This is a genomic window from Nicoliella lavandulae (genome assembly GCF_037546185.1).
Lineage (GTDB): Bacteria > Bacillota > Bacilli > Lactobacillales > Lactobacillaceae > Nicoliella > Nicoliella lavandulae.
Genome location: NZ_JAWMWH010000003.1, coordinates 310,222 through 327,374 on the forward strand (window position 1 = coordinate 310,222; position 17,153 = coordinate 327,374).

Annotated in this window: 17 protein-coding genes and 1 pseudogene; 2 read left to right on the forward strand and 16 right to left on the reverse strand. The window is 38.5% G+C overall.

Going from position 1 to position 17,153, the window contains the following annotated elements; all coding sequences use genetic code 11:
• Nucleotides 1-114: 114 nt before the first annotated feature.
• Together R4146_RS08095 and R4146_RS08100 are read left to right on the forward strand one after the other, a co-directional pair.
• Nucleotides 115-831 (forward strand): annotated as a pseudogene (locus R4146_RS08095) (3-oxoacyl-ACP reductase).
• Between the two features lie 329 nt (nt 832-1,160).
• A complete protein-coding gene (locus R4146_RS08100; RefSeq protein WP_339960951.1) occupies nt 1,161-2,009 on the forward strand; it encodes a hypothetical protein in 849 nt (282 codons plus the stop codon).
• A gap of 185 nt (nt 2,010-2,194) precedes the next feature.
• Here R4146_RS08100 and R4146_RS08105 read toward each other — a convergent pair whose 3' ends face one another.
• From R4146_RS08105 to R4146_RS08180, 16 genes are all read right to left on the reverse strand, one after another.
• Nucleotides 2,195-2,875 (reverse strand): hypothetical protein, encoded by a 681-nt coding sequence (locus tag R4146_RS08105; protein ID WP_339960952.1) that lies wholly within the window; start codon nt 2,873-2,875, stop codon nt 2,195-2,197.
• A gap of 172 nt (nt 2,876-3,047) precedes the next feature.
• On the reverse strand, nt 3,048-3,950 hold the full coding sequence (locus R4146_RS08110) for an IS3 family transposase (RefSeq protein WP_339960653.1): 903 nt from the start codon (nt 3,948-3,950) through the stop codon (nt 3,048-3,050).
• Nucleotides 3,914-4,423 carry a helix-turn-helix domain-containing protein gene (locus R4146_RS08115; protein WP_339959675.1) on the reverse strand — a complete coding sequence of 170 codons (510 nt, stop codon included), beginning with the start codon at nt 4,421-4,423 and terminating at the stop codon, nt 3,914-3,916. The genes R4146_RS08110 and R4146_RS08115 overlap by 37 nt, the downstream gene beginning before the upstream one ends.
• Nucleotides 4,424-4,516: 93 nt before the next feature.
• On the reverse strand, nt 4,517-5,551 hold the full coding sequence (locus tag R4146_RS08120; RefSeq protein WP_339960953.1) for a hypothetical protein: 1,035 nt from the start codon (nt 5,549-5,551) through the stop codon (nt 4,517-4,519).
• A gap of 92 nt (nt 5,552-5,643) precedes the next feature.
• Nucleotides 5,644-6,933 carry an MFS transporter gene (locus R4146_RS08125; RefSeq protein ID WP_339960954.1) on the reverse strand — a complete coding sequence of 430 codons (1,290 nt, stop codon included), beginning with the start codon at nt 6,931-6,933 and terminating at the stop codon, nt 5,644-5,646.
• Entirely contained in the window at nt 6,930-7,862 is a 933-nt protein-coding gene (locus tag R4146_RS08130; RefSeq protein WP_339960955.1) for an isocitrate lyase/PEP mutase family protein, read from the reverse strand. The genes R4146_RS08125 and R4146_RS08130 overlap by 4 nt, the downstream gene beginning before the upstream one ends.
• Nucleotides 7,863-7,882: 20 nt before the next feature.
• Entirely contained in the window at nt 7,883-8,455 is a 573-nt protein-coding gene (locus R4146_RS08135) for a hypothetical protein (RefSeq protein ID WP_339960956.1), read from the reverse strand.
• Nucleotides 8,456-8,916: 461 nt separating this feature from the next.
• Entirely contained in the window at nt 8,917-9,465 is a 549-nt protein-coding gene (locus tag R4146_RS08140; protein WP_339960957.1) for a hypothetical protein, read from the reverse strand.
• A 178-nt stretch (nt 9,466-9,643) separates the two neighbouring features.
• Complete coding sequence (locus R4146_RS08145) at nt 9,644-10,195, reverse strand: hypothetical protein (RefSeq protein WP_339960958.1); 552 nt, start codon at nt 10,193-10,195, stop codon at nt 9,644-9,646.
• Nucleotides 10,188-10,709 carry a shikimate kinase gene (locus R4146_RS08150; protein WP_339960959.1) on the reverse strand — a complete coding sequence of 174 codons (522 nt, stop codon included), beginning with the start codon at nt 10,707-10,709 and terminating at the stop codon, nt 10,188-10,190. The genes R4146_RS08145 and R4146_RS08150 overlap by 8 nt, the downstream gene beginning before the upstream one ends.
• Entirely contained in the window at nt 10,706-11,554 is an 849-nt protein-coding gene (locus R4146_RS08155; protein ID WP_339961052.1) for a prephenate dehydrogenase, read from the reverse strand. The genes R4146_RS08150 and R4146_RS08155 overlap by 4 nt, the downstream gene beginning before the upstream one ends.
• A 15-nt stretch (nt 11,555-11,569) precedes the next feature.
• A complete protein-coding gene (gene aroA, locus R4146_RS08160; RefSeq protein ID WP_339960960.1) occupies nt 11,570-12,835 on the reverse strand; it encodes a 3-phosphoshikimate 1-carboxyvinyltransferase in 1,266 nt (421 codons plus the stop codon).
• A gap of 12 nt (nt 12,836-12,847) precedes the next feature.
• The gene (gene aroC / locus R4146_RS08165; RefSeq protein ID WP_339960961.1) at nt 12,848-14,023 is read right to left on the reverse strand and encodes a chorismate synthase; all 1,176 of its coding nucleotides are present in this window, start codon (nt 14,021-14,023) and stop codon (nt 12,848-12,850) included.
• Nucleotides 14,016-15,458 carry an MFS transporter gene (locus tag R4146_RS08170; RefSeq protein WP_339960962.1) on the reverse strand — a complete coding sequence of 481 codons (1,443 nt, stop codon included), beginning with the start codon at nt 15,456-15,458 and terminating at the stop codon, nt 14,016-14,018. Before R4146_RS08170 ends, aroC begins: the two co-directional genes overlap by 8 nt.
• A gap of 15 nt (nt 15,459-15,473) precedes the next feature.
• Nucleotides 15,474-16,223: a type I 3-dehydroquinate dehydratase gene (aroD, locus tag R4146_RS08175; RefSeq protein ID WP_339960963.1), complete on the reverse strand. Its 750-nt coding sequence runs from the start codon at nt 16,221-16,223 to the stop codon at nt 15,474-15,476.
• On the reverse strand, nt 16,210-17,103 hold the full coding sequence (locus R4146_RS08180; RefSeq protein WP_339960964.1) for a shikimate dehydrogenase: 894 nt from the start codon (nt 17,101-17,103) through the stop codon (nt 16,210-16,212). The genes aroD and R4146_RS08180 overlap by 14 nt, the downstream gene beginning before the upstream one ends.
• Nucleotides 17,104-17,153: the final 50 nt, after the last annotated feature.

The following is a 17,153-nucleotide window of genomic DNA, read 5'->3' on the forward strand; positions in this document are numbered from 1 at the left end:
TTATACCCACGAACCTGATCCAGGTAATACTGGCGTGGGGAAACTTTTTTATATGTGGTAAGTATCTAGTTGTTGCTTCATTCGATTAATCTTTTCATATAGGAGATTTTTCAAATGGCAAAAACAGTTTTAATTACAGGTGCAAGTTCTGGTTTAGGATTAGCTACAGCTAAGCTTTTTGGTGATAGGGGCTTTAACGTTGTTGTTAACTATTTTCATAATCAATCAGCAGCCGAACAAGTTGTTGATGAAATCGGTAGAAATAGTGCAATTGCGGTTCAAGGTGATGTCCGAGATAGGAATAGCGTAGATCGATTAGTGAAAGAAGCCATTGTTCATTTTGGTAGGATTGACGTAGTCGTTAATAATGCATTAGTTGGATTTAAATTTGATTCAATTAAACAAAAGAAATTTATGGACTTATCGTGGGAAGATTACCAAAAGCAAATTGATGGGACTTTAAAGGGTGCGTTTAATGTTACCCAAAGTACCTTACCTGCTTTAATTAAAGAACATCACGGCAAAATCATTAACATCGGGACCAACTTATTTTAAAATCCAGTTGTGCCTTATCATGAATACACTACTTCTAAAGCGGCATTATTGGGCTTTACTAGAAACCTAGCTGCCGAGTTAGGGACAAATGGGATTAGTGTTAACATGGTTTCCGGTGGATTATTAAGAACTACAAATGCAAGTTCTGTAACTACGCCAGAAGTCTTTGATATGATTGCTAATCAAACACCACTTAAAGAAGTTACAACTCCAAAACAAGTTGCAAAAATGGTCGTTTTTCTTGGTACTGATGAAAGTAATGGAATTACAGGTTAAAACTATACGTTGATGGCGGATTAACAATGAACTAACTAAAAAAGCTAGCTCACATGAAGTGCTCTCTATAGGCGTTAAATTTTGTTTAGCAAGTATAGAGTAACCTCATGGGGGAGGGCTTTTTTGTGTTATTAGGCCTGTATTTTATTAAGATTTGCAGGAAACTATAAGTCTATCATTAACGTTATAATTCAAAGAGAATTAGAATGAATACTTAAGATAGTTTTTGTCATAATTTAACATATTGGTAACTTATATTTGATAATCAATATTTTTATAATATAATTTAGTTAATAAATATATCCATTTATTTAAAGGGGTGCTTATATATGAAAAAAACAATATTATATTTAGCTACGTTAGCTGCTCTAACAGGTAGTGGCATAGCCATAGTTAATAATTTAAATCATAATGCATACGAAATGACCACTGCGCACGCTGCTAGTGGGATTTGGATTTTTGTGAAACCGTTGAATACTGAAGAAGCTAAGTATGTTTCGTATAATCCAATCGATGGTGCCGGATTAACTGATGCCGGAAAAGAAATGTATACAGCTGGAAGTGATGGTAAAAACCAATACATATTTGCAGACGCACCGTATGTAAGAGACGAAAACCAAGTTAACAATAGCGTATTAGACAATGATAAATGGGTAGGACAACTTTACACAATTACGCTGGTCCCTAAGAATAGTTCATTGCAACCAATCAAAATCCAAATGATGAGTGAAATGGGTGCAGAAGACGTTACTCGGGGGACTAATGCATTACCAGATTACATTTCACAACTTTCAGCTCATTATAGCCACCCTACTGAATTATTTGCTGAAGACCAAAGAGTAATGGAAGCTGCTCATAGTCTTGAATTAGCTGGTGTTATTCCACATGATGCAAGAATTCAGTCCACGTTAGATGCAATGGATAAAGATGATTCATTAAATGACAGCAACTCAAGTAATAGTCAGACCACTACTAATAGTAGTAGTCAAAGTAGTTTAGATAGGATTAATAAAAAAGTACAATTATTACGTGCTAATCTTAAAAAAACCACCAAAGAATTAAGTAGCAGTAAGCATAAGTCTAAACGCGATAAAAAAATTGCTAGACAAAAATACAATAAAGCTAAAAAGGAATATAACAATGCCGAACGTAAATTAAAACAAATTGAAAATAAATAAAATTTTTTAATAGCTACTTCAAATGCTTCTATACTAAATATATATGTATTGTGGTTCAATCATGAACGAAGTGCACTAACTATAAAAGGACTGATTCCGATTTAATATCGAAATCAGTCCTTTTAACTCAACTAAATATTAAAAATGTTTAATTTTAGATTACAATTCAACACAGTTGGTTTTTGTTATTTTTCAATGGTTTGATTAATGGTAGCCATGATTCCTTGATGGTATTGAGCCAATTGCTTTGTATCAAAGCTTAGGATCATGTCATTAGTAATGTTGTTTTGCTTACAATATGCTAATTTAGCATCAGCATAGTGGTCGGCTTGTTCGATGGTTGTTTCGACCATTTCAAGGAAATTAATGGGATCAGATGGTTCGTTTAATTTCTTGACCACTGGTGCAAAACATTCTAGTACTTTTTCATAAATTGGTTCTAATTCTAAATCATTTCCGTGTAGCGTCTTGATTTGATCCACAGTAGCTAAAATGTTTTTACGTTGAAAATCAGTTGGTAATTGGCGTTGAGCTAAAACATTTTGAATAATGGTGTGTAAGTCAACGTCCTTTAACATTTGATATAAGTTAGTTAGCGTTACTGGTTTCCATAATTGATCTAACTCATCTTCGCTTAATTGGGTTGCTTGGTAATTAGTAGTATCTTGATAGTACTTAATGAAAATTTTAGCGTAGAGTTTAAAAATTTCCTGTGCTACGTTCATAATAACGGGATCATTGATTTCTTCATCTGTAATAATGTGTTTAGCGATTAATCTTAATTCATCCCGCATTGGAATTACTTCACCATGCTGACTAGCTTTAATGGCTTGGTGGAAACTTTCTGAATATGCAAATTCTGACATGTTATCATTCCTTTAACTATTTGTATATTACCATTATAGTGGAGTCAGTTGGAGATGACTAGTGATGAGTCAGTAATTTAGCTAATCTAAATAATTTTAGGATAATCAATAAAAAAAGACGTTTGTTACTTGATGTGCACCCCAAAAGTTGTACATTATTATATTGTTTTTCCTAGGCGGAAAGTTTCCGGTATTGAACCGGTGACTTTCCGCCTAGTTTTGTTTTAATACGATGATTATTGTAATAATCAATCCATATTTTCATTGACGACATTAAATCTTCTTTAAAGTCATAATTACAGTCCATGATTTCAGCTTTCATAATATGGAAAAATGATTCCATAGGTGAGTTATCTATACAATTCCCCTTACGGGACATACTTTGAAATATCTTATTCTTCTTAAGCTCTTTTTGCCAGATATGACTTTGATACTGAGCTCCCTGATCACTATGAATTGTCGTTCTGTATGGTAAATCCTTAACTAATTGAATAACTTCTTTCAACGGTTTCATAACACAGTTCATATTTGGATGGCTGCTAATGTTATAGGATATTATTTCACCAGAAAATAAATCCATAATAGGTGAAAGATAAATACGATGATTAATATCACAATTTCCATATCTGAATTCACTGATATCAGTACAGAGCTTTTGATATGGTCTGTCAGTATTAAATCTTCGATTTAATTGATTTGATTTAAGTTTTCCAACCTGACCACGATAGGAATTATACTTACGTGTTTTTCTTGAATATGATGAAGATAGTAAATTATTCTTTTTCATTATCTTTAATACTAGTTTGTGGTTAACACGGTATCCACGATTAGTTAATTCTAAACACACTCTTCTATATCCGTAGGATTTATTTTTATCTTTAATATCCTTGATAATTTTAGCGATTTCAGCGTGCTTATCAGGCTTATTTTGGATTGATCTAATATAATAATAAGTACTTCTAGATATCCTTAATGCCTTTAGTATTAATGTTTTAGTGGTATGGTATTTCAGCCTTAGTTCGTCGATTATTTTAATAATTACTTCTGGTCTTCTTCGTCGTCTAAGGCCCTCAATTTTTTTAAGAAGTCATTCTCTATTCTCAACATTAAATTTTCTTCTTCAATCTTCTTCAATTTTTCTTTATCGGTATTAGTATTGTTTGATTCGGCTTTGTTAGTTTTCCTTTTTGTCATGGCTTTTCTTTCCCTTCGGGACAATAAACCATCAATACCTTTTTGCTCTAGTCGTTTTTCCCAAGTCCAGATAGTTGATGGAGAAGGAATATTAAAATGATAAGCTGCCTCTGGATAAGATGATTTAGTCGTTTTCATCCAGTTTAATATATATTGTTTCTCTTTGGTAGAGTATTCGATTATATTCTTTCTTTTTTTAAGACCATTTAGTCCATGTTTTTTGTAACTCTTAACCCAACATAAAACAGTATTTCTACTTTTAACTCCAAAGTTTCTAGCCACCATTTGCGATCCCATACCGTTTAGGTATGCGTTAATTACATTTAATTTATCTTCTACTTTATATTTAGACACAAAAAAACACCCCAAAGTTTTGTACAAACTTTGGGGTGCAGTGCAACTTAATATATAGTAACAAGCGTCTTTTGTACTTAATAATTTAGCTAATTATTTTAATAGTGAATTTAGGTGCTTATTAGCCTTAGTTAAGGCTTTCTTGTCAGCCTTAAGTTGCTTATTAGCACGAGCACGGGTCTTCTTAGTCTTAGCTTTTGTAACCCGTTTTTGCGCAGCTGTAACTTTCTTTTCTGCCTTCTTAACCTTATTCCAAGCACTCTTAATGGTATTCTTGAATGAAATATGATCAGCAGCAACGGCAGAACTAGCAGCGGAGCTAACTTGAGCTGCGATTGAACTAGTAGCAGATGCACTTGCAGAAGCACTTGCACTGGCAGAAGCACTAGCGCTACTTGCTGAAGCGGATGCACTTGCGGATGCGCTGGCACTACTTGCTGAAGCACTGGCGCTGGCAGATGCGCTAGCACTGCTTGCTGAAGCAGATGCACTAGCACTAGCAGAAGCGCTGGCACTAGCCTTTGCACTTTCACTGGCAATTGCACTACTGTCAATGCTTGGAGATGCTAATAATGAGTTAAGTGCTAATGAGTTAGCATTAAATGCGCTTTGTTGAACAGCAAAGCTAGTGGTAATTTGTGTAAGCGTGTGTGGTTGATTGTCAGTAAATTGACTATTAACCGCGTTGATTCCGTTAAATGCACTTGCCATGTTGCTGTATAAAGAATTAGCATTAGAAGCATATGATTGTTGTGCAGAATAAATGGAACTTTGTTGAGCACGATTATTAAATGCAGATTGAGCAGCACTAGAATTTTGGGTACTAAGGGCAGCATTGTATTCAGAGTTGGCAACGCTACTATAGTTAGTGTTGTAACTAGCTTGTGAAGCAAATCTAGCTTGAGCACTATTGTTAGCAACGCTAGCAGAGTTAACGGCACTAGCAGCACTTAAAGCAACTGATTGTGCAGATTGTTGAGCGCTACTAGCAGTCGTTGATTGACTAGCACTGGATGTAACAGCTGATGATGCAACATCAGCGTGTACGTTTGGTTGTTGGGTAGCAGTCGCAGCACCTGCGGCTGTAAGTGTAAGAATAGCACTTAAATATAGATTTGATTTTTTCATAATATCATTACCTTTCGTTAATATGACTTATAACTTCTATGCTTATATTATGACACTATTTTGTTAGATGTGAAGTTAAATGCTCATTACAATTATTTAATTGGTTGTTGCTTTGTTTCTGGACCAAAGAATCCAACAATAAGGGCAGCGAATAATGAAATTCCTGCGATGATGAAGAAAATCATCGTTGGGTTGTACTTGGTAATAATGAATAAAACCATGTATGGAGAAAGAGTAGTTAATAATTTAGCAATTCCGTTTGCAAACCCAGTGCCTCTAAAGCGATAGTTAGTTGCAAAGAGTTCAGGTGCATAAACTGATACGTTACTAGCAATTAAGATATATAAAAGGGTAGTTAAAATAAACCCATTTGCAATCGTTCCAAACGCGGTCGTTTCAAATCCGTAAGCGATTCCGGCAATTGCAGTTAAGATGAAGGCAGGAACAATGGTAAACTTATGACCTAATCGATCAATCAATAGACTTCCAATAAATGCTCCTATTGGTGCACCAATCATCATAATTGTAGCGAACCACATTGAGTGAATAATGCTGATTCCACGACCTGCTAATAAAGTAGGAACCCATGAAGTGAACGTGTATTGACAAAGTAAACTAGCAGATACAGCAGTAATTGCAACTAGTAATCCACGACCTTTATTGATGGTCATTGCATTTTTATTTGTGGATTGATCTTCATCATAGTGGCCCTTTAATTCTAGTTTTTCAATAATTGATTGTGCTTCTTCCTTTCTTCCATGTTGAATTAACCAACGTGGTGATTCTGGTAGGTTGCGTCTGCAGAAGAATAAAATAAATGCACATAGACCGATAAAGATAAACATGGAGCGCCATCCGTAGTTACCGATTAAAATAGTGGATAGTAATAGACCTAATGGGGCACCAAGATTAGCAATAATTGCAATCATGCCACTCCATTTGCCTTGTTTATTAACGGGAGCAAATTCACTGATCATAGAATACCCAGTAACAATTTCAGCACCCAGACCAATTGCTGCAATAAACCTAGTGGCAATCAGCATTTCAATATTAATTGAGAAAGCTCCAATTAATGTTGCGATACTAAATATTAATAGGTTCCAGTGATATGTAGCTCTTCTACCAAAGAAGTCACCTAGATAACCAGTAATAATTGACCCAATAAAGAGGCCTAAAAAGCCAACTGATAAAAATGTTGATCCTTGGTTCAGAGTTGCAAAATGAGTTGCGATAATCGATGAATTAATGGTACTCGCCATGTAAACATCTGCGGCATCTAGCATCATACCAGCACCAACTAATGCAAAAATTTTGTAAAAGAGTGGGGATTCCTTAGCGGTATCAATTCGTTGAGTTAGTGTATAGTTATTAGCAGTCATCATAGCTGTTCAGCTCCCTTTTTGTTAATTGAGTTAATCATTGTTTCCATTGCTTCATTGGAATAATTACTTTCTAATTGATTCAGTGAATCTAATCCAACGAAATGATTGAATTCATTAAACTTGATCATGTGCTTTTTAGTGTCTTTGGTTTGACCAATTTGATGTAATCCTCGTAGAAATTCTTTGTCTGCATAAGCATGGGCATAAGTTAGGGCAGTTGGATGAACTACAAAACTGTATCCCATTTCCTCCAATTCGGCAGTTGAAGTCATTGGTGTTGCCCAACCTTCAATCATATTGGCCATTAATGGAGTGCCCTTAAAGGTATCAGCAATGTATTTTAATTCTTCCTTACTTTGTGGGGCTTCAATAAAAATCATGTCAGCACCAGCTTCTTTATATAATTGGCCACGTCTGATAGCATCAGCTAGTCCATTCATTTGTCTAGCATCCGTTCTGGCCATTATTAAGAAGTCCTTGTTTTGACGTGCATTACAAGCTGCTTTGATCTTGGATGCTAGTTCTTCAGCTGGAACAACACTTTTGCCAGCCATATGTCCACATCGTTTTGGCCAAGCTTGATCTTCAATGAACATCCCCGAAGCACCGGCAGACTCATATGCACGAGTAGTTCTGGCAACATTCTCATTATCTCCATAACCAGTGTCAGCGTCCGCAAAAACTGGAATATTAACAGCTGAGATAATTTCCTTAATTTTACTTAGCATTTGGCCAAAATCTAGAATTCCTCGATCTGGAAGTGATAATGAACTAGCTGAAGTTGTATAGCCAGCAACAAAGATGGATTGAAAACCTTCTTTTTCGGCAATCTTAGCTGCTAGTGCATCTGGCGCAACGACCATGCTTAAAATCTTATCTCCGTAAATTAATTTATTAAAATCTTGACGTTCTTTTTCAAATGTTTTCATAATAAATCGCTCCTTTGTAATTAATCGGTAATTGATGCCGTTTCTTGATTGAAGTTATGGATATTGATTCCGTAACTATTGTTAATCATCGTGCTTGGATCAATGATGATGTCCTTAATGCCCAACTCACTAATTAAGAATAATCTTTGGTCTAATTCTTCATCTGTATATTGATCGGAGCAATCTAATTTGATCCAAATGCTTGTATATTCAGGGTGGTGGGCGTCCAAAGCAGCTTTGACCTTACCAATGAATTCATTCAAACTAGCAGGAATTTGGTTTGCTTTGTTAGTATGAGATGGATTTTTTTGATCATTTAAAATAATGATGTCAGCACCATGTTTTTCCATTTCTTGAATGGAATGATAAGTGTTGAGTGGATTACCAAAGCCAGCCTGCCCATCTAATATAAAGGGCTTATTAGTTAATACACGTAAGTAATCAAAGTAATTTAAGTATTCTGATAATGATAGTAGTCCTTCATTATGTTTGCCGATTAATTGGTATGATAGCTCAGAACCAGGTAGATAATAAGAATCACTGTCTAAGTTGTGTTGAATGGATGGGGCGGATAATGCATTAGTTATTTTCATTAAAATCACATTCCTTTCAAAATTAGCAAATAAAAAACCACACTGCCTAGATTGACAGTGTGGTTTACGAGTGCGATTCTAATGCACCACACGTATCAATCATATGACCCGTGTGGATTTGAGGTTATCTAACGACGAAATAACATCAATCAACGCAGGCCGCGGTTAACGACAACCACGACCACGACGACTGATGATTTAATTTTATTATCTAAATTAGTATAATTAATGTTCGTCATAGTAATAACCCTCTCTTTTATTTTGATTGTCTAAATGATAATAAAATTAGAAATAAATTGCAATAGCATTAGCTTGCTTTTATTTATTATTATTTTATTGATCACTATTTATGTTAATATAGCACTATTTAATTAGTTTAATAAATGATTAGATTAAAATCAGATGTACACATTTTGAGTATGTATCTGATTTTAAAGTTTGATATTTAAATTAATTATTCATTATTTAGTGGGATCACCATTAAATGGTTTAAATAATCCGAAATAGTATTTCTTACTTCCATTATCATATTCCCAAATTGAAACTGATTTTTTATTATGCACTTTAACTAATACTGTACTACCAAAGTCATGATTCAATGAATGGTGTAATTCATAGTAAAGACTCTTTTTACCGCTACCGTCCCCACCAGAAGTAACTAAGTATTCATTATGCCCCAGCGATTTGTAATGTGGATTCACTGCAGCAGTGGCACTTGCATCAGCACCGCTAGTCGTAAACTTCTTATTCTTATCATATGAATACATTGTTGGATTAAATCCATATTTAGCGGAAAATGGTGTATATGTTCTAATGTAATAATTTTTACTGTTTCTACCATTTGCATTAACTTTTTTGAAATCACTTAACCATGATTTTGTATGTTTAAATACATATGGTGTGCCGGCTTTCCATTTAGATGCATTCGCGCTTGAATTACCAATCGTTAAAGCTGGAGTCGCGAATAATAAAGTAGCCGTTGTTGCTAACAATAATTTCTTAATTTTCATTATTAACATCTCCTAATAATATCAATTAATTTAAATATATAACTTTATATATTTAAAATCAAAATATTTGTTAATACGCTAAAAATTTAAAAGCTAACTTTGGTATCAAATAGTTGCTCAAAGCCAAATTTTCAACAACTTAAAAACTACTCATTATTGAGTAGTTTTTTCATTATGTTTAATTAATTTCATATACGCACCAAACCATATCGATATGATATTCTTGTAAAATGCGATCATGAAACTCAAATGACAATGGGGTGGCGGGTTTACTAAAGATAGCATATTGAAATTTACCCTCTGCAAATGCAGTTTTAGCCAGCGGCTTACTAGTGACATATGAACGTTCGAGGGGCGCATCAAGGGTTGATTCGAATTGATTCATTAACTCGTTTGTTGCGGCATGTAAAACAGCGTGGTGATTATTGATGTCTTGATTTTCAACTAACAACATGGGATAGGTAGGCAGGAAAAAGGTATCGACGATTGATAAATCTTGCCAAAAGTAGTAGTTATTACTAGCCCAGCTTTCGTGATTAGTCCGACTTTGATAAGCGGTCGGGACTAAGAAATAATCACCTGAATATGATTTTAAGTGTTGGTAAATGGTCTCAAATGAATCGTGTAGGACAATTGCTTCATCCTTGAATTTATCATGATGATGGATTAGATACTGGGCTGCTCGGAAGCTATCCGTAGCTTTGGGGCCTAGTGTATGGAGATTAGTCATTTGAATTCACTTCCGATAATTTTTCCATGAGTTCGTTGACGATTAACTCCGGTGACTTATGATCAACGTCAATGATCACGTCAGCTAGTTGCTCGTATGTTAGTTGGCGCTCATGTTTTAGTTTAATGATTCCGTCAATGCCCAGTTGTTTAAAGAGGGGGCGTTCTTCAATGCCGTCATGAATTAAATGGTGGGTAATGGTGTTATCTTGAGCGTTTAAGAACACCGTTGCTGTATTGGCTTCTTGAATTAATTTGAAATTATTAGCTTGCATTGGTGTTCCGCCACCAGTCGAAAGAATCCCACCGGTCGCTAAGGCTAGTTGTAAATTATCCATTTCTAATTTTCGGAACTTAGCTTCGCCGTATTGTTCGAAGTATTCAGGAATGGTCAATCCAGTCCGTTGTAGCACCATTTCATCCAAGTCATTTTGTTCAATTTCTAACTGCTGGCTTAGGGCATTGGCAACGGTGGTTTTACCACTCCCCATGAAACCGATTAATGTAATATTCATGTTAAGTCCTCCATTTTGTTTCTAATTTGGTTGGCATGTGTGAACATTTGCTTTAAAGCTTGTTCATCCCCAGCTTTAATCATTGTTTTTAGCTGTTCTAATTGTTGTTGTAAATCAGTGATTTGATCAGTGATGGTTTGCGGTTCACTGGTCAGGATCGAAGCCCACATGGTGGGGTTGGCTTTGGCAACTCTAGTGGTATCTAATAACCCACCCGCTGGAATTCCCGGGTCAATGCCCATGGCGTTAATTTTTTGGTCGATCATATTGATCAAAGTGAACGCTAGGGCGTGGGGTAAGTGGCTAGTAAGGCTAACTAATTGGTCGTGGTCTATCGCACTTAATGATTGGAAATTAAATTGACCCGCAGCAATGAGGCCTTTAAACGCGCTGATCTGTTGTTGACTGGCATTTACATTGACCAAGAAATAAGTATGTGCTGCTAATAGTTGGCTACTACTATGTTGACTGCCAGATAGGTGCGAACCAGCCATTGGATGGCCACCTAAAAAATGAATCCCACGATCGACTAACGGCTGGGCAGCATCCACAATGGCCGTTTTATTACTGCCAACGTCGGTAACTAGCACGTCTGGTCGCAATTTCAGTTGGGCTAGTTGATTCAAGCTCTTAATGATCGATTTCACGGGCGTGGCTAGGATAATTACATCGGCATTGGTGGCACCTTGTGTAAAATCAACGGCTTGGTCAATGACGTGTGCTGCTTTCATTAACGTTAGATTTTGTGGATTAACGTCACAGGCCGTGATGGAAACGGTGGGGTCCGTTTGTTTAATGATTTTAGCCATACTAGCTCCAATGAGGCCTAATCCATTGATAAACACTGATTTCAAATTCAATCAACTCCTTAATTTAGCTAAATCGGTATTGAACGTGGGGTATGAGATATTGATGCATTCTTCGTCATTGATGGTAACGGGGGTTTTAACTAATAGTGCAGCAATTTTTAAAGTCATGGCGATTCGATGGTCATGATAGCTATCTAAGTGCGGATCAACGACGTGCCAAGGTTCACGCCCATCGATAACGAAGCCATCTGGTAATTCCTCGATTGCGATGCCTAACTTTTTAAACTCGGTGGTAATGGCTTTGATCCGATCAGATTCTTTCAAGCGTAACTCTTGGGCACCGGTGATTCGACTGATACCATTAGCCCGGGCAGCCAGTAATGCTAATAACGGAACCTCGTCCACTAAGCCGGGAATTTCGGCTGCCGTAATGGTAAATGGCTTAAGTGGGGTGGCCGTGATTGAAATATCAGCACTAAGTTCACCGGTTTGACTTTGATTAGTTAAATTGATGTTGGCGCCAGCACGTTTTAAAACGCTTAAAATCCCAGTTCGGGTAGGATTGATCCCTACGTTTGTAATCGTAATGTTTGATTCGGGGATGATTGCGGCTGCAACTAAGAAGAATGCAGCGGATGAAATATCACCAGGAACGTTAATGGTTTGTCCAACCAGCGGGTGATGGGGCTGAATGATGATTTGATTGCCATGGACGGTAATACTTTGCGGGCTGAACTGGGCCAACATGGCTTCGGTATGGTCACGCGACTTAGTATCTTCAACAATGGTAGTGGGTTGATTAGCGCTTAGCGCGGCTAAAATGATGGCACTCTTCACCTGGGCACTAGCAATTGGCATGTGGTAATCAATGCCGGTTAGCTGACCGCCCGTGATTGTTAGTGGGAGGTGGCCATCCGTTGATTGAAAATGAGCGCCCATTTGAGTGAGTGGTTCGATGATCCGCTGCATTGGTCGTTTGGATAGGGATGCATCCCCCACCAAAGTTGTCTCAAACGGCCGACTCGCTAAGATACCACTGATTAATCGGGTCGTCGTACCGGAGTTGCCCATGTTTAGTGGTTCACTGGGGGCTACTAAATGGTCGATGCCCTTCCCATGCACATGGACTTGATTATCAACAGTTTCGATCTTAACGCCTAGCTGACGAAAAGCATTCATGGTGGTTAAACAATCTGCTGATTCTAAGAAGTTATTGATCACGGTCTCGCCGTTGCTGATGGCGCCGAACATGATGCTACGGTGGGAGATACTTTTGTCACCAGGCACTGCAATGGTTCCAATTAATGCTGATTGCATATTTAACACCTCCTAAAATGATTTAATTTCTGCACGGTATTCTTCAATTTGATGGGTCAAACGTTTCATGTTACTGCCATCAAAGGTTTCAGTAATGATTTTTGCTAATTCGATGGCAATGACGCTTTCGATAACGATTGAAGCTGGGACGATGGCGGTAGTGTCAGAACGTTCAACGTTCGCCTTACGGACTTCCTTGCTATTGATGTCAGCACTTTGAAGTGGTTTGTAAAGGGTAGGGATGGGCTTCATTGCGGCCTTGATAATGAGTGGCATCCCATTAGTCATACCACCTTCGAAGCCGCCTAGGTGATCGGAGTTACGGGAAAAACCAGCCTGGTCGTTCCAATCGATCTCATCCATCACTTGACTACCAGGATGATCAGCATCAGCAAAGCCATCCCCAATTTCAACACCTTTCATGGCATTGACCCCCATCACAGCAGCCGCTAACTTAGCATCTAATTTGGTGTCCCAGCTGATGTAACTACCTAAGCCGACGGGAACGTTTTGAGCCACGACCCTAATGACGCCGCCTAATGTATCACCATTTCGTTTGGTGGTATCGATTAAGTTGTGGATCTTGTCGACCGCTTGGTCATCGGTAACTCGTAAATCATTGGTCAAGATTCGTTCGTTAATTGTATCCACATCAGTTGAGAGATCATGATCGGCTTTGATGCCACCCACGGCTTCAACGTAGCCAACTAACTTAATGTTTAATTGGTTGAGCATTTGCTTACAGATACTACCGATGGCAACTCGCATGGCAGTTTCACGTGCGGATGAACGTTCTAAGACGTTTCGTAAGTCACGGTGATCGTACTTCATGCCACCCACTAAGTCCGCATGACCGGGTCTAGGCCGCGTTACCTTGCGCAGAGTGTTTTGCGGGGTGGCTGGATCAGTGGGGCTCATGATTTCTGACCAGTGGGCATGGTCACGGTTCTTAATGGTTAAGGCAATTGGGGAGCCGAGCGTAACGCCGTGGCGCACCCCACCGGTAATGATCACTTGGTCGTGTTCGATTTTTTGACGGTTCCCGCGCCCATATCCCCCTTGGCGGGCTGCTAAATCGGCATTGATTTGGTCAACGTTAATCGTCAATCCAGCGGGGATGCCTTCGATAATTCCACTTAATTCGGGTCCATGTGATTCGCCTGCAGTTAAAAAGTACATATTAATCATCCTTTACAGTTTTATTTTGGGTTAAACTATTTTGGTATTGTTTCGCATTGTTCATAATGTTTTGAATTATGTTTTGGTTGTATGGCAAGATGTCCTTTTGCTTAGTCAATTGGTCCACTTGATTTAAAACTGCCTGTTCTCTTTTAAGGTCTTCAGTTTGAATGTGATCAGCTTGCTTAAAGTGGCTAACGGCCTTAACCGCTTGGAAGCGTTGTTCTAAGATTTTAATTAATTTGGCATCTAGTTGGTTAATTTCTGTTCGCGCATCCCCCAGTGAATTAGGAGCTGGTTTAACTGCAAAAACAACGATGGCTACGAGACAACTGATCAGTGCGATTACGATGTCACCATTTAAAATGTTCTGTGCACCTAGTAGAATCAAAAAACCAGAAATGATGGGAACAGTAAATGATGCAATGCTTCCGAACATAAAGAAGATACCAGTGAGCGTGCCCTTACGGTTCGGAAAGATTGCGAGTAGTTGGTTCAATGCCATTTGCATTACGCCACCGGCGGCACTTAACCCGAAGGCGAATGCGGCAACTGATGATAACAGTGGGATGCGACTGGCCGATACGGTAATGATGGCGATTAGCGCCACTAAGTTTAAATCTAAGAATAATTGTCGTCTAGCGTTGAATCGTTTTAAAATGAGGAATGAAGCAATGACTCCGGTGATGGACCCGATGCTGTAAAGGGATAAGAGCAAGTGGGCAGTGACATCGGAGAAACCAATCTGGTTGGCAAAGATGGTGATCCATTGGGTGAACCAGATCATTACGGCCATGGAAGTAAAACCGTAAATGAATAGTACCGTAGTTAGAGCAACTTGTTTCATGTTAATTGGTTCGTTCGATTGTTTGGCTTCAACTTGATCAACAACCCGTTTAGCAGGGAATTGACATGTGATTAAGTTGATGATGTTCAAACCTAGAATGGCTGCGGGAATTAAGAATGAAATTCCAAACCATAGTTGATGTCCCTTTAGGAATAAAACAATCAGTGGCAAAATGAACTCACCAATTGAAATGAATGCCTTGATCAAGATGTTATTGGAACTATCATTACGACTTAATTCTGTAAAGAGGGGGTAAGTGGCGGAATCTAAGGCTGAATTGGCAATTCCGGCGATAATCGATAAGCCATATGCAATCATAATCGAATGGTTCATGGGAGTAACAATGAAGAACAATAAGTAAGTACTCATACCGATTAATAAAATTTGCTTGCGTCCGAAGCGATCGGAAAGCATTCCCATGATTAAGTAGGCGACTAGCCGGCCGATTCCGATTCCAGATAATACGAATGATGCGACCGCAATCGTGCTGTTCCAGTTATGTGCTAACTCCAAGAGGTTCTGCGTCAAAATGATAAGTGCGAACCCATGGACAAGGTAGTTTAAGAACAACCCCTGTTTTAATTTAAATTGATTCATAACGAACTCCTCCTTTTAGTTGATAATTTGCATGATGGTCCTTAGTTGAGCAAAACTTAGTTGCCCCGGTGCTGATTGGTGGTGTTGATCAGTACTAGCAAATGAAATGATTGAACCGGTTAACATGGTACTGATTCGAGTGAGCATGCCGGTTTTACCCATGGCCATGCTGATGATCGGAATGGATAATGTTTGGTTAGCTTGATTTGAGATTTGCATTAGGCGTAGTGTGTCGGTGGCATCATTCGGCATCACGGCCACCTTGGCAATGTCACACCCAAGTTGTTGCATTTGATTGAATTTTGCCAGTAGGGTGTGGTCATCAGGGGTATTTTGAAACTGATGGTAACTGCCAATGACTTCGATGCCAGTTGAATGAGCGGCACTAATGGCGGTCGTGACAATTGATCGTGGTCGGTCAACTTCGATATCGATCAAGTCGATGGGTAATGACACGAGTGTTTGAATTAACTGTAGATAGGTTTGATCATCTTGGTCGAAGTGGCCGCCTTCGTGGCTAGTTCTAATCGTAGCAATGATGGGGGTCATTGGTAGTTGGTCGCGAATTATTTTTAAATCGAATGCCAGATTAGCCGACTGAAGTTCGACTAGAAAGTCAATTCGCCATTCCACTAAGTCGGGAGCCATCGAGTTAATTTGACTAGCTTGTTCTTTGATTTCAGCAGTAGTACCACCGGTAATGGGGACCGCGATTTTGGCAACTTGATCGTTTAATGTTAGATCATGGACTTTAATTGTTTTCATTAGCGTGAGCATCCTTTGCAGCAATTTGTTGTTCAACGACATCGATTGGCATATCTTGACCGGTCCATAGTTTAAATGAAGCGGCGCCTTGTTCGATCATCATCCCGAGCCCGTTGTAAACGTGTTTGACCCCAGCTTGTTTGGCAATGCGCATTAGCTTAGTCTCACGAGGAGAATAAACGGTATCAAAGACTACTAAGTCTGGTTTGAACCAACTGGGATCATTAATTAAACTTTCATTTTCTAGTGGTTTCATACCGACACCAGTGGCATCACAGTAAATATCAGCTTCTGCAATGGCCTGCTTGAATGCATCCTGATCAGCTAAGTCGTAAACTTGGGCTTTGCAATCAGTCCGTTCATTAATGATCTTAGCGTTACGTTGGGCATTAGCGAAGTGGCCATCAGCATTATTGAAGATTTTAACTTCAGCTAGCCCATCTATTGCTGATTGAATTGCAATGGGGGTTCCAGCCCCGCCGGCCCCAGTAACGACCATGCGCTTACCCTTCACATCGTGGCCCTTTTTACGTAAATCAGTAACAAAGCCGATTCCATCGGTTGTATAACCGGTTAGTACGCCATGATCGTTAACGACCGTGTTAACGGCTTGGTTGAGCTCAGCTGAGATATCAAGATGATCTAGGTAGGGGATGATTTTTTGCTTATTCGGCATGGAAACGTTGATGCCGCGCATGTCTAAAGTCCGAATTGCATTGACTCCAGCAGCAAGTCGATCGCTATCAATATCGAATGCCAAGTAGGCGTAGTTCAAATTTAATTTTTCAAATGCTGCATTATGCATGGTAGGAGACATTGAATGTCTAATTGGGTATGCCATTAAACCGATTAAAATTGTGTGACCGTCAATATTACTCATAAATAAATCTTCCTTTCCAAATAAAAAAGCCAGCTAGATGAACTGAATCA